We start from the raw sequence: 14,497 nt of genomic DNA, 5'->3' as shown, positions 1-14,497 counted from the left end.
ATAAATACAATAATTTCATCAAGTTAACATTTTAAAGGGGAAAACTACTATGAATAAAGATATAACAAAAGATGAACATCTCCCTTCTGAAAGTACAACCGTACAATCAGCTCACTTAGCTTTAAGTGGAGAAACAAAAGGCTGGAAAAGACTGTTACCATTTTTAGGACCCGCTTTTATAGCGTCCGTTGCTTATATTGATCCTGGCAACTTTGCTACAAATATCGCAGCTGGTTCACAATATGGATATTTACTATTATGGGTTATACTCGCCTCTAACTTAATGGCTGTATTAATCCAAACTTTATCAGCTAAATTAGGAATTGCTACAGGAAACAATTTACCCGAAATAGCTCGTGAAAACTTTCCAAAGCCTGTGTCTATCGGTTTATGGATACAAGGTGAACTAGTTATTATGGCTACAGATTTAGCGGAATTTATTGGAGCTGCATTGGGGCTTTACTTACTATTTGGAATCCCGATGCTACCTGCCGCTTTAATTACAGCAGCCGGATCATTTATTATCCTTGAATTTCAACGTAGAGGATTTCGTCCACTAGAAGCTATTATTACAGGAATGATTTTCATTGTAGTAATTGCTTTTGGCATTCAAGTTTTTTATGCAAAACCAGAATTAAGTCCCCTTCTTTCAGGACTATTTATTCCAAAATTCCAGGGTGTAGACAGTATATTACTTGCAGCAGGGATTTTAGGTGCGACAGTTATGCCGCATGCAATATACTTGCATTCTGCATTAACACAACGCCGTGTGGTCGGAACAACTGACGAACAAAAGAAAAAGATTTTTCGTTTCGAATTTATCGATATTATTATTGCAATGGTTATTGCTGGAGCAATTAATGCAAGTATGTTAATTGTTGCTGCTGCACTATTTTTTAAAAACGGCTTGCACGTTGAAGATTTAGATGTTGCTTACACTCAATTTACCAACTTAGTAGGTCCTGTATCAGCTGCTTTGTTTGGAATTGGGCTCTTATCAGCAGGACTATCTAGCTCTTCTGTCGGTACAATGTCGGGTGATATTATTATGCAAGGTTTCATTCGCATGCATATTCCGTTATACTTACGCCGATTTATTACAATGATTCCACCATTAGTTATTATCGCTTTAGGTGTAAATCCAACTTACGCTCTAGTCATGAGCCAAGTCGTCTTATCATTCGGTATTGCATTTGCACTAGTGCCACTTATTATGTTTACAAGTAACAAAAAGATTATGGGTGCACTCGTTAACCACCGTATAACAACATTTATCGCTTGGATAATTGCAGCACTCGTTATCGTTTTAAATATCTTCTTACTGTATCAAACATTTGTAGGGTAATGAAAAAAGGGTATTCCAATTTTAATTTGGAGTACCCTTTTTGGATGAAATGATTTTCTTCTAGTTACCACTTGTGTATGTCCCTCTTTCCGGCATCATGACACCATTTTCAGTTCGAAAGTAAAGTGGCAATCCTTCCGCAAAAAACATACTTACCTTGGACGGATCTTGCCTTTGATGATGAATATGTAAATGCGGCTCACTTGAACTTCCTGAGTTACCGACTTGAGCAAGAAATTCTCCTTCATTTACATGTTGTCCTTCCTTCACTTTAATTGACCCTTTCTTTAAATGCGCAAGAACCAAAAATGTCCCTGTTTCATCTAGTCGTAAATAAATATGATTTCCCGCCATTGACTGAAAATCATCCGATCCCGGAACTAAATCTTTTTCATCATTATTAATTGATACAACTGTTCCAGAAGCTGGTGCCATTACTCTCGCTCCGTATATTCCATAGGCCTTTAATTTACTACTTTTCACTTCAGCAGGTGGAATGAGAATATCATATGCCCACCTTTCATTTGGTTTTATAACGTGATAGTTCATTTCTAACCGATCACCACCCCAACCTATTAATGCTCGCTCATTCAAAGGAAAACGAACTACTGCTTTAGGACTCATAGATTGTATATCTGCTGGATAAGCAATTCTACCTATATTAGCAAACCAACCGACAGGCCAAGCTCCAATGATAGAAAACAGAATGATTAAGAATAGCGTTCTATCTATCCGCTTTCTAAAAATGCCTTTCCAAAAAAATATTATTACTGATCCTACCAAGAGGAAAACTGAAATAAAACTAAAAGCCTGTATACTCCACCAAACAAAAACTGATGTAACACCATTAGCTACATAAACTAAGATCCAACTTATAATTAAAAAAGAAACTATAATTACTAATAAAAATGCCTTCCACATGTCGCGTCCCTACTCTCATATCCTTTTTCTCAATGATACAAAGTAAAAATTACGACATATAAAAGAAATACTTACGACTTTCTTACTTTTTTATACTGCGGTAATTTCACAGTAAAAACTGTTTCTTTATCGTTACTACGTACAGTGATATCCCCTTGATGGAGATCGGCTATACTTTTTGAAATTGCAAGTCCTATTCCTTTCCCGCCCGTATGAGAACTACGTGATTTTTCACTACGATAAAATTTCTCAAAAACGTAAGGAAGGTCCTCTTTCGGAATACATTGCCCAAAATTTTTAATTTCTATTTCAACATTCATGTCTCTTTTAGAAATTTGAATTACAATCTCCTTTCCGTCTTTCCCGTACATAATACTATTACTAATTACATTTTCGAATAACCTCACCATAAGTGCTACATCCATTTCCACATGTAACTCCTTATCACCTTTCATACAAAAGCTCATATTGGCATCATCTAGTTGTGGTACAAAATCAATCATAATTTGTTCCATTAATGCTTTCATATTTACTACACTTTTATGTAATTCAATCTCTCTATAATTTATTTGACAGTATTCTAATAATTCATCTACTTGATTTTTTAATTCATAACTTTTTCGCTTTAATATGCTTACATACTGTTCACATTCTTCTCCATTTGAATGTAGCTTATTTCCTAACAAGTCCGCGTAACCAATTAAAGATGTTACAGGTGTTCGTAAGTCGTGCGAAATATTACTAATCATTTCATTTTTCATTTCCTGTGATTTTTTTTCATTCTCGATAGACTCTTTTAAGCTTTTCGCCATTCTATTAACATTTGCCGCTAGTTCACCAATCTCATCGCTTTTCGAAATAGGTATATGTATTTCAAAATTACCTTCACTTATTTCTTTCACGTTCTTGTTAATTTGAGACAACCTTTTCATCAGCGTTTTTGTCATGAATGCAAAGTATGTTGTAGTAAAAATCAAAAAGACTATAAAATATAAAAATGAATATTTTTCCTCTAAAACATTAACCTGACTATATATATTTCCAACCAAAATTTGAAACACTATTATACTTACAGTCGCTAACAAGATGCTACATATGAATGCGATAAAAAACTTAGCTCTAATGCCTTGTAATGATTTAATCTTCAATTTTATATCCGACTCCCCAAACATTTTGAATAAACTTCGGTTCTTTTGGATTCTCTTCAATTTTATTTCTTAATCTTGCGATATGAACCATTACTGTATTATTGCTTTCATAAGCCCTTTCTTTCCAAACGCTCTCATATATTTCTTCAATAGTAAATACACGATTCTTTGCAGCTGCCATTAAATACAAAATATCATATTCAGTTTTCGTAAGATTGATTGTTTCTCCATATAACATTACTGTTCTAGACACTTCATCTATTTCTAAACCTCTAATATTTATTTTCTTTTCTATTACTTGGACAGCATTTTGATTGAAATATGTATACCTTCTTAATTGAGCCTTCACTCTTGCAATTAATTCAATTGTACTGAACGGCTTCACAATATAATCATCTGCTCCCGTACTAAATCCGACGACTTTATCTACGTCCGATGATTTTGCACTTAAAAACATAATTGGCAAACTATGTTTCTCTCTAATTCTTCTACACAATTCTATCCCATCCATTTGTGGCATCATAATATCCAAAATAGCAAGTTGAATACTGTTATTATTTATAATTTCTAAAGCCTCTTCTCCGTTATGAGCACTAAAAACTTTAAAACCTTCTTGTATTAAATTCACGTTCATAAATCTAACAATATCTTGATCATCATCTACAATTAAAATTGAATTTTTCTCCATATATAAACCTCTTTTTGAAATATATTCCACAATCAATTTTATCACAAATCAAAACTATACTCCCCTCTTGAATAATCTTTATTTTCAGACTAGATTATATAATAACAACACATTCTAGTTTCAAAAGAAATGGAGTGAAAGTATGTTTCCTATATTGAAAACTGAACGACTCATTTTACGAGAACTTACCGAAGAAGATGCACCAGGTATACTACAATGCTTCTCTAATACTGACGTACTGCGCTATTATGGCCAAAAACCGTTACAAGATATTGATCAAGTGAAACAAATTATTCATAACTTTAAACTGAGTTACAATGCAAGAAGCGGTATAAAATGGGGAATCGAATTAAAAAACAAGAAAGAACTCATTGGAACAATTGGTTTTCACGATTGGTCTTCTGAGCATAAACGGGCCAATTTAAGTTATGCCTTTTTACCTGAGCACTGGGGAAAAGGATATGCGACTGAAGCTGTTTCTGAGGTTATATCATACGGTTTCCATACGATTCATTTAAAGCGGATCGGAGCAATTGTATTTCTTGAAAATGAAGCTTCCAATAAAGTACTATTAAAATTAGGCTTTGAAAAAGAAGGCGTTCTAAAAAATTATATGTATCAAGATGACATTCCCTATGATACGAATTTTTATTCTTTATTAAAATCGTTTTAATAGAATACATGTGTAAAAAAACCTTACTTCAAAAAAGTAAGGTTTTTTGTATTTATTCATTTGCAACATAAGCATTCTTATAAGTATAAATACCACCAAATTGATGCTTTTCAATTCCTTTTACATAATCCTTTTGTACATATGCTGAGCCAATATGATAAAGCGGCACCACCGCAGCATCTTCTAATAATACCTGCTCGGCTTCTCGCAACGCTTCCCATCGGTTTTCCGTATCTAGTACAAAATCCGTTTTCGCTTTCTTTATTAATTCATCGTAACGAACATTAGAATAATTCATTTTATTATTCGGATTCCCCGTCGTAAATAGTTCTAAATAACTAATTGGGTCTTTATAGTCGGGTCCCCAATTTGCCATAGTTATATCGTAATCACCTGTTTGTTCTAACTGTAATTTTTGCTTAAATGGCTGTTGTTTAATTTGTATCGTTAATCCTTGTAAATTCTTTTCTAAATCACCTTTTATATATTCTGCCATACGTTTTGCGTTATCTTGTTCAAATGTTAAAAACTCGAAGTTTACTTGCTCTACTCCAAGCTCTTTTTTCGCTTCTTCCCAATTTTTTTTCGCACTTTGTACATCATATAAAGAAAGGTTTCCGTTTTCTTCCCTAAAATCTTTTCCCGTTTCTTCATTGATATGCCCAACTGGTACTAGCCCAGTTGCAGGTTTTGCTCCGTTATTAATAAAATGAGCAACGAAATCCTCTTTATTTAACGCGAATGAAATAGCCTGACGCACTTTCTTATTTGCTAACGCACTATTTTTTTCATTAAAACGTAGCATAGCAATTGCAGGTTCGCTCGACATATGTAACTCCTTATCCCCTTTATACTTGTCTACAAATTGAGAATTAATAGGCACCCGGTCCAAATTACCAGCTTCGTATAAATTAACAGCGGTCATTGTATCCTTTACAATTTGAAAGTTTATCTCGTCTAATTTCACTTTCTTTTCATCCCAATAAGTAGCATTCTTCTTTAATTGAAACTCTTGTTCATGCTTCCATTTCTCTAATACAAATGGACCGTTATATATAAGATTATTAGGTTCCAATGCATAATTTTTTCCTTGTTCTTTCAAAAATGATTCATGCTGTGGTAAATATATAGGTAGTGCTAACAACTGTAAAAAATAAGGAATTGGCTGTTCTAGTTCCACCTCTAACTTATAATCATTTATAACTGTAACCCCAAGTTCATCAAGAGGCATCGTCCCCTTATTAATCTCTTTCGCATTTTTCACATAAAAGAGCATGGACGCATATTGAGACGCTGTTTCAGGGGTAATTGCACGTTTCCACGCAAACATAAAATCATGCGCTGTCACATTGTCCCCATTTGACCATTTTGCATCTTTACGCAAATCGAATGTATATTTTTTACCATCTTCACTTCTTTTAAACGATTTTGCTACTGCTGGAATCGGCTGATCTTGATCATCTAATGCATACAATCCTTCAAATATGTTTTGCATAACGTGCGCTGACGTACCATCCATCGTTTTCGCTGTATCAAGAGAAGGAATTTCTTCTGATACTGTTACATTTAATACTTGTTTTTTTGCCTTTGTATCACTTTTATTTTCCTTATTATTACAAGCTGTTAATAATAAAGATGTAACAAGTGCCATTACCATTAAACGGCTCTTCTTTCGCTTCATGAGTTGTTCTCCTTAAATATAAAATATTATAAAGCGTAATATATTATAGCAGAAATACTACCAGAAAGATGCGACATTCTTTTGAATATTTATTCGTTCAAGAAAAAAGCTACCCTTTTAAAAAGGATAGCTAAAGATTGAATATTTAATCTGCGCTGTTCGCTCAAGTATTTATAAAAAATCTCTTATTGCATACCTCTCTTTTTATTTTAACTTTTCTTCTGTTTCATGTAAATTTCCCCATAACTAACTTAATAGACGTATAGGGTACAGTTTGGTTGGGATATCTTCCTATCTCCATTCAGCAATGCCACTTTGTTTTTTGGAATTCAGGTCAAATAGAAAGTGATATTTTACAAATCTTATACACTTAAGGATTTTGTAAGGATCAAGTAAGAAAAACGAGAACTTTGTTTCGTATAGTCAAAATATAAAGTGAAGAAAGAGAGATTAGGAGTTACTAGAGCGATTACGACAAAACCAGAACTGTTGGTTTTAGATGAACATATCAATGGTTTAGACGTTGTTACAACAGAACCTTAATTTATCATACCTATTTTTCACCATCACATATTGGAGGTTAAAACATGAATAAAAAAAAGAAAATACAAAAATCAATACTTTCCTTTACCCTGCTCTTTTCTTTAGGCATTTCATCTTTTCCGCTTACAACAGCTATTCACGCAAATACACGTGAGGAACCATCTGTAGAAAAAAAACGAGTCTCTTTAACGGAGCGTACCTCATTATTTTTTGAATATCTCCAGCAAGATAAATATGTAGAGGCACTTCAGTTGACGTCTGCTGCTTTTCAATCCAAGTTTACAGCAAACACATTACAAAACTGGTGGACACAGAGTGGCTGGAGCGGTATAAAAAGCATGGGGCCCCCCGTGATAAAAGAACGAAACTTAGTCCATCAGACGGTGGAAATGCCAGCAGTTATCGAAGGAACTACCATAACGCTCCTCCTTAAATTTACACCTGGCGGGAAAGTAGATGAAATTGGAGAAAGGCCTCCCAAGGAATCATATACCATCCCGCATCCTAGCTATGATCAACCTGACTCTTATCAAGAACGTGAAATCGTCATCGGAAATTCCACCTATCCGTTACCAGCGACATTAACGGTTCCGAAACATAAGCCTGGTGAAAAGCTACCCGTAGTTGTTCTTGTTCATGGTGCTGGCATCCATGATCGCGATAGCACATATATGGGAACAAAAATCTTACGCGATCTTGCGGTGGGCCTTTCATCCAACGGAATTGCAGTGTTGCGCTATGAAAAACGTACCTTAGAACACGCATTAAAGATGAGTGCAGAACCTGTTACGTTAGACCGTGATACTACAGATGATGCCATATATGCAGCAAAATCAGCAGCGCAGCAGGAAGGCATTGATCCAAATAATATTTTCATTCTTGGACATAGTCTAGGAGCTGGCGCAATGCCACGTATACTAAGCAAATCACCTTCTTCACTTGTTAGAGGAAGTATCTTACTCGCACCACCTGCACGCCCCTTGACTGACATTGCCATTGATCAGAATCAATACCTAGGGGCGTCAAAGGAAGTAATCGATGAACTAAAAAGACAGTTCGCTTTTATCCAAGACCCTACGTTCAATCCTGAGCATCCTCCAACTGGCTACAATTTGGGATCGCCTCATTTTATGTATGATGTTTCTAGGTGGCGTCCTGTTGAAGAGGCAAGATCACGAAAAGAACCTTTACTGATTCTGCAAGGAGCACGCGATTATCAAGTAACAGTAAAAAATGAATATATAAAATGGCAGGAAGGGCTTTCAAACCGCAGGAATGTTCAGTTCAATGAATACCCAAAATTGAATCATTTCTTCACAGAGGGTGATGGGGAATTAAGTCTTCCTAGTGAATATGAAATCCCTGCTAATATTCCTAAATACGTAATTCAGGACATTATTAAATGGGTCAACGCGACAAAAGAATAAGAAACATCAAAATCCTTTAAATAATCATTATGATGTAAAGGATTTTTGAAACTAATGATTTTATCTAAATTCTTAACTTCTTTTTATTAATAAAAAGGTTCAGACACAAAAAAAGGATGTGGAGAAGACTTTCTCCACATCCTGAAAATACCTATCTTTGCAAACCTCGTTTATATCGACTTGCTTCAAATATAATACGCTCTTCATCTAACGTTTTACATTCGCCATTCCAAACGACATGTTTTCCGTTAATAATTACATCGCTTATATCTTTTCCACTAGCAGCATATACAAGATGCGATAATACTTCATCTGCTGGTTGTAAATGGGGCTTATTAGACGGATCAATTGTAATGAAATCAGCGCACTTTCCAACCTCAAGTGATCCTGTTTGTTTCATGCCGATTACTTCAGCCGCTCCTTTAGTTGCAAGTGTAAGAGCTGTTTCAACCGGTAACGCTGTTGCATCTTGGTGAATACCTTTTTGTAGTAAAGTCGCTATGCGCATTTCTTCAAACATATCTAAATTATTGTTAGATGCAACACTATCTGTTGCAATTCCTACTTTTATTCCTGCTTCTAACATCGCTTTTACATTCGCTATACCAGACCCTAGTTTTAAATTACTATTCGGATTATGAGCTACTCGAACGTCATGTTCCGCTAAAAATGCACGCTCATTGTCATCTAATACTACACCGTGTGCAATCACTGTTGGTCGTTTAAACAATCCGCAACTTGCCGCATATTCTACTGGACGTTTTCCGTACTGCGCTTCAATATCACGTACTTCACGCTCTGTTTCGGAAAGGTGAATATGAACCATCGTTTGATTTTCTACTGCAATACGTGCACACTCTTCTAACAGTTCTGTACTGCATGTATATGGACTATGCGGTGCAACCATCGTAGTTAACATACCACTTTCGTTATAGTAACGCTTCACATATTTCTCAGCTTCTTCAATTGCTTTCTTTTCATCCTCTTTCGTTCCGAAGCTAAATAAAGTTCTTGAAACAGCAGCTCGCATCCCGCTCCTTGATACCGTTTCCATAATTGCATCTTGATCTACTCCAATTGGATTAAACATATCAGAGAAAGATGTTGTACCACTTTTCACCATTTCAAGTAATCCTAATTCCGTACTAGCAACCGCAAGTTCTGGAGTAAATTGACTTTCAAGTGGCCAAATTCTTGTCTCAAGCCACGGCTGTAATAACATATCATCACCAATACCTCTTAAGAGACTCATTACAACGTGTGTATGTGTATTGACAAGCCCTGGTAAAACCCATTTTCCTTTCATGTCAATTACTTCATCTACTTCAAAATCATTAGCGAATTCTCCGCTCTTCACATCTATAATTTGATCATTTTCTACAATGATATATCCATTTTCTATCACTTCATTTTGTTCATTCATCGTTACGATTGTAGCGTTTACATAAGTTGTTTTCAAAAGTATTTCCCCTTTCAACTCTATGAAGTCCCCTTTAATAAGTTACCACCATTATAGTAACTTATTAAAGATTAAGAGTCAAAAGATAATTTCAATTCTTTCGTTATCTTTTTCTTCAACATGCAATATTGTTTTTCATTTGTATCTGCAAATGCTTCTTCTCGATTTGATTCTATATCCATATAATTCAGTTTTTCATTAAATTGAGCCTCTGTAAAATCAAACCTCTGTCCATCTATAAAGTTATAAAAGTGCCACGCCTCTCTTACTTTTGTCTTTTTAATCTCTCCTCCGTATATGTCTTGAACGACCAAAGCCATTACACCACACTGTCCCTTTGCTGGATTCTCAGTCGTCCACTTTGAACTTGTTTCAATGGACCACGATCTTATTAATGCTTCATATATTCTTTTTTCCTTTACATCATCCACTCTAATCTTCCCCTACTATTAATAGTTTTACACATCATATTTCAAAAGAGGCAGTAAACGATCCTTAAAGACCGTTGATGGTGTCTCTCCGATTAACTGTGCGCCCATTTTCAAGTAATATCCTTTTGCATTCGGATCACTATCAATCGTAAAACTTTTTAAGCCTAGTTCATTTGCTTTTTCTATTACATACTTCCACATTATTTTCCCGTAGCCTTTCCCTTTGTAACGAGGATGAATGTACAGGAAATCGAGAGCTTTATCATTACGTAAAAATGAGAAAAATCCAATCTTCGTATTATCGTTTTCAAAAATATATACAAAATTATTATTTATATACTCTTCTGTAATAGTTAAATCTTCCTTACAGGCAATTATGAATTCTTCACTATAATCCCACGTCGCTTTTGATTGTAGTGCGAGTTCACTTAATTCATTTGCTTCACTTAATAACGCTTCTCTTATCTTCATGATTCTTTCTCCTCACCTTCGATATGTAAACTATTAAAATGATTCGAAAAGTAATTAAAAAACCCTCTTATTTTCATAAATCTTTATTATAATCAGTACGGCCTGTAACAATGTATTTAAAGAAAAAACGCCATCTTTGAAAGTTGGCGTTTTCTTCTTCTAAAATTTTTTCAAACTCAATCTTTCGTTTTACTATTTCTAACGATAAACACCTATACAGTTTCTACTACCGCCTCAAGCATTGTTCCATTTTTAGCATAATTCGTATGCCAAGAAAAAGCTTTTTCTAAAACATGAGGAGTTTGTCCACCTCTCGTTTTAGCTTCTTCGTAATAAGCTCTTAGCTGATCACGATACATTGGATGTGCGCAATTCTCGATAATTAATTCCACTCTTTCTCTTGGGGCCAGTCCTCTTAGATCAACATACCCTTGTTCAGTGACGATAACATCTACATCGTGTTCCGTATGGTCCACATGTGAAACAAAAGGAACGATACTTGAAATGTTGCCACCTTTCGCAATCGATTTCGTAACAAAGATAGCTAGGCGAGCATTTCTCGCAAAATCACCAGAACCACCGATACCATTCATCATTTTTGTGCCTAAAACGTGAGTAGAGTTCACATTTCCGTATATATCTAATTCTAAAGCAGTATTAATCGAGATTAATCCGAGGCGACGAATGATTTCAGGATGATTAGAAATCTCTTGCGGGCGCATCATTAATTTGTCACGATATTTTTCAAAGTTGGAAAATACTTTTTGCATTTTCTCCTCAGAGAGTGTGATTGAACAGCATGAAGCAAAATTGACTTTTCCAGCATCCATAAGATCAAAGACCGCATCTTGTAAAACTTCAGAATACACTTCTAAATCTTCAAACTCCGAATCTAACATTCCATGAAGAACAGCATTAGCCACTGAGCCAATTCCTGATTGTAATGGTGCTAAACGATTTGTTAATCGGCCTACTTCGACTTCTTTTCGAAGGAACTCTATTAAATGCTGTGCCATAATAACAGTTTCTTCATCCGGAGGAACAATTGTCGATGGTGAGTCTAATTGGTTCGTAAACACAATCCCTTTCACCTTTTCAACATCGATTGGAATGCCAATCGTTCCAATTCGATCATCCGTTTTCACAATTGGAATTGGAAGTCTTTCTCCTTGTTTACCTGGTTCATATAAATCATGCAGTCCTTCTAACTGCGTGGATTGAGCCATATTCATTTCAATAATAATGGACTTAGCATTTAAAGAAAACGCTAAAGAATTTCCTATTGAAGTTGTTGGAATAATCATGCCATCTTCAGTAATCGCAACCGCTTCCAAAATAGCAAAATCTACATCCATAACGTCAGCGCGAAGTAACTCTGATGTATGAGATAAGTGCTGGTCCACAAATAAAAAATCTCCGTTATTGATTCCTTTTCGCATAGTCGCATCAGCTTGGAAAGGCAATCTTTTCCCTAAAATTCCTGCTTCCGCAAATAATTTATCTACATCAGAACCTAAAGAGGCACCAGTATAAACATTTACTTTAAAAGATGTATCATTCTTAACTCGGTTTACAAGCGCAAATGGGACTGCTTTTACATCACCTGCACGTGTAAACCCACTTAAGCCTAAAGTCATTCCACTTTCAATCCATGAAGCTGCTTCTTCAGGTGTAACTACGCGATCTTTCAGACGTTCATCCCTAATTCTATCCAAATTATTCTCCATATGTAATCCCTCTCCCTATGAATATTCATAATTATTTTACACTTTAACATTATCTAAATAGGGATTTCAGTATACAATGGCAAAAATTCAGACAAAACAGCGAATCTAGTCTCTAAAGCAGAATAATTTAGAATCCTAGAAGTTTACGAAAATAACTAGCGTATGATTGACTAACTGGAACCCTCTCTCCATTATCCATAGAAAGTAAAAAAGTAGAATGCGTATCAGGATAAATCGCTTGAATATGATTCACATTTACAATAAAGGAACGGTGGCATCTAATAAATGAATCTTTCGGAAGTAAGTATTCGAATTCTTGTAACGAGTATTTATGTGTCCCTGTTAACTCTTCTGCATTTACATACGTCTTTTTATCTTTCGCCTCTAAATACATGACTTTTGAAAAAGGAACCGGAATCCAGCCGTCCGTTGTTTTTAAAGTAACGACTGATTTTCCGTCCGTTAAAGCTGGATAAATGGCTGTCACGCACCCTTCAAGCTTTCCATTGTTTGAGAATGGTACGGCCATACCATGATAAGGAATACCAAAAACATCCCGATTCATAAACTCAGAGGTTTTTTGGTTTGTCACCATTGCTTTATGAGCAATCGTTCCTTCCTTTATAGGATCACCGACACTAATCTTTAAATCAATTCGTTTACTTGGCCGATAGTATATATATTCTTTCGTATTCGATACAGCAATTGAAATTTCATCTGAAAATAATTCCCCAACAACATCTAATAGTAAACCTAATGTTTTATCTTCCATTCTATTAACACCTCATTCACTATTATACTACTATTATGAATGGCCTCTGTTGCTTTATAAAAAGTTTGATTATTAATTTTATACATTTATCTCCTCATTTGCACAAGGCTTTCTATTTATTTAATTATATAGAATATAACCTACCTTCAAATATGTAAAAATGACATGAACACTACATCAGTAAATACTTGCAACACCTACAAACAAAAAGTCCAAACTATAAACAGTCTGGACTTAGCTTTCATTCTCATTTATTATGTTCTTCTAACCACGAAATCAAATCTTGAAATACTTCTTCTCTATTCACTTCATGGAACATTTCATGTCTTCCATTTTCATATAGACGCAGCGTTACATCTTTTACGCCACATTTTTTATAATTTTCATATACTTCTTTTACACCTTTTCCCATATCTCCAACAGGATCACAATCTCCTGAAAAAATATGTATTGGAAGGTTTTGCGGTGTTTTCTTAAACTCTTCTAGTTTATTTACTTCTAACACACCAGAAAATAATTCTCGATAAAAACTAGTCGTACAAATGAATCCACATAATGGATCCGCAATATATTTATCTACTTGACTGTTATCTGAAGATAACCAATCAAATTTTGTGCGATTTGGTTTAAAGTGCGAATTGAAATTTCCGAAAGATAAAAAGTTTAGCATCGGACTTTTCGTTTTTGCCCCGCGTAATTTCATCTCAATTGTCGCTACTTTATGACCAATGACTCCTAAGAACCCTGGGTTTCCACCAGTTCCTGAAATAAGGAATCCATCATATAGTTCGCCTCTAAGTTGCACAGCTCGTCTTGATAGGAAAGATCCCATACTATGGCCAAGTAAAAATAATGGACATGACTGCTCTTCTTTTATCATTTCCGAAACAAAGATCACATCAGACACAACCTGATTCCACCCTATATCCGGTTCAAAATGACCATAGTCTTCTTCTCTTTTTACTGTTTTCCCATGGCCTTTATGATCATGCGCATAAACACCATACCCTGCTTCTAATAAAGCATCAATAAAATCTGTATAAACACCTGCATGTTCTGTCATACCATGTGCAATTTGAATAATCCCTTTCGGTTCACATTCTGGTAACCACTTGCGTAAATAAATTTCTGATTCATCCAATGCCGTAACGAAACTTTCCTGTACGTTCATTTCGTCAGCCCCCAACTCTATTATGTATCTCAAAAATGAA

13 protein-coding genes are annotated in these 14,497 nt (G+C 35.1%); 3 read left to right on the top strand and 10 right to left on the bottom strand.

Going from position 1 to position 14,497, the window contains the following annotated elements; translation table 11 throughout:
- Positions 1-49: 49 nt before the first annotated feature.
- On the top strand, positions 50-1,345 hold the full coding sequence (locus tag NLJ82_RS09340; RefSeq protein WP_001030679.1) for an Nramp family divalent metal transporter: 1,296 nt from the start codon (positions 50-52) through the stop codon (positions 1,343-1,345).
- A gap of 60 nt (positions 1,346-1,405) precedes the next feature.
- Here NLJ82_RS09340 and NLJ82_RS09335 read toward each other — a convergent pair whose 3' ends face one another.
- The 3 genes from NLJ82_RS09335 to NLJ82_RS09325 all read right to left on the bottom strand — a co-directional run bounded on the left by NLJ82_RS09335 (position 1,406) and on the right by NLJ82_RS09325 (position 4,102).
- The gene (locus NLJ82_RS09335; protein ID WP_000265299.1) at positions 1,406-2,266 is read right to left on the bottom strand and encodes a M23 family metallopeptidase; all 861 of its coding nucleotides are present in this window, start codon (positions 2,264-2,266) and stop codon (positions 1,406-1,408) included.
- Between the two features lie 71 nt (positions 2,267-2,337).
- Complete coding sequence (locus NLJ82_RS09330) at positions 2,338-3,414, bottom strand: sensor histidine kinase (protein ID WP_000695278.1); 1,077 nt, start codon at positions 3,412-3,414, stop codon at positions 2,338-2,340.
- Positions 3,404-4,102 (bottom strand): response regulator transcription factor, encoded by a 699-nt coding sequence (locus NLJ82_RS09325; RefSeq protein ID WP_000414532.1) that lies wholly within the window; start codon positions 4,100-4,102, stop codon positions 3,404-3,406. The genes NLJ82_RS09330 and NLJ82_RS09325 overlap by 11 nt, the downstream gene beginning before the upstream one ends.
- A 142-nt stretch (positions 4,103-4,244) precedes the next feature.
- Between NLJ82_RS09325 and NLJ82_RS09320 the strand changes: the two genes are divergently transcribed.
- Entirely contained in the window at positions 4,245-4,775 is a 531-nt protein-coding gene (locus NLJ82_RS09320) for a GNAT family N-acetyltransferase (protein ID WP_000483988.1), read from the top strand.
- A 52-nt stretch (positions 4,776-4,827) separates the two neighbouring features.
- Here the strand turns inward: NLJ82_RS09320 and NLJ82_RS09315 are convergent, their stop codons facing one another.
- Complete coding sequence (locus NLJ82_RS09315; protein WP_000823537.1) at positions 4,828-6,456, bottom strand: peptide ABC transporter substrate-binding protein; 1,629 nt, start codon at positions 6,454-6,456, stop codon at positions 4,828-4,830.
- 587 nt (positions 6,457-7,043) lie between these two features.
- On the opposite strand from NLJ82_RS09315, the gene NLJ82_RS09310 reads away from it, so the two are divergent.
- A complete protein-coding gene (locus tag NLJ82_RS09310; protein ID WP_001035242.1) occupies positions 7,044-8,426 on the top strand; it encodes an alpha/beta hydrolase family protein in 1,383 nt (460 codons plus the stop codon).
- A 151-nt stretch (positions 8,427-8,577) separates the two neighbouring features.
- Here NLJ82_RS09310 and NLJ82_RS09305 read toward each other — a convergent pair whose 3' ends face one another.
- The 6 genes from NLJ82_RS09305 to NLJ82_RS09280 all read right to left on the bottom strand — a co-directional run bounded on the left by NLJ82_RS09305 (position 8,578) and on the right by NLJ82_RS09280 (position 14,457).
- On the bottom strand, positions 8,578-9,903 hold the full coding sequence (locus NLJ82_RS09305) for a bifunctional S-methyl-5'-thioadenosine deaminase/S-adenosylhomocysteine deaminase (RefSeq protein WP_000675568.1): 1,326 nt from the start codon (positions 9,901-9,903) through the stop codon (positions 8,578-8,580).
- Between the two features lie 53 nt (positions 9,904-9,956).
- Positions 9,957-10,316, bottom strand: coding sequence for a YunG family protein (locus NLJ82_RS09300; protein WP_000342914.1), 360 nt, complete (start codon positions 10,314-10,316; stop codon positions 9,957-9,959).
- Positions 10,317-10,343: 27 nt separating this feature from the next.
- Entirely contained in the window at positions 10,344-10,787 is a 444-nt protein-coding gene (locus NLJ82_RS09295) for a GNAT family N-acetyltransferase (RefSeq protein WP_000701901.1), read from the bottom strand.
- Positions 10,788-10,999: 212 nt separating this feature from the next.
- Positions 11,000-12,514 carry a succinyl-CoA:acetate CoA-transferase ScpC gene (gene scpC / locus NLJ82_RS09290; RefSeq protein ID WP_000429782.1) on the bottom strand — a complete coding sequence of 505 codons (1,515 nt, stop codon included), beginning with the start codon at positions 12,512-12,514 and terminating at the stop codon, positions 11,000-11,002.
- A 127-nt stretch (positions 12,515-12,641) separates the two neighbouring features.
- Positions 12,642-13,286: a LytTR family DNA-binding domain-containing protein gene (locus NLJ82_RS09285; protein WP_000389714.1), complete on the bottom strand. Its 645-nt coding sequence runs from the start codon at positions 13,284-13,286 to the stop codon at positions 12,642-12,644.
- 247 nt (positions 13,287-13,533) lie between these two features.
- A complete protein-coding gene (locus tag NLJ82_RS09280) occupies positions 13,534-14,457 on the bottom strand; it encodes an alpha/beta hydrolase (RefSeq protein WP_001102555.1) in 924 nt (307 codons plus the stop codon).
- Positions 14,458-14,497: the final 40 nt, after the last annotated feature.

The sequence above is a fragment of the Bacillus paranthracis genome, assembly GCF_024296885.1.
Taxonomy (GTDB): domain Bacteria; phylum Bacillota; class Bacilli; order Bacillales; family Bacillaceae_G; genus Bacillus_A; species Bacillus_A paranthracis.
Note: the sequence above shows the minus strand (reverse complement) of the source record. Positions and strands in the feature narration are given on the sequence as shown.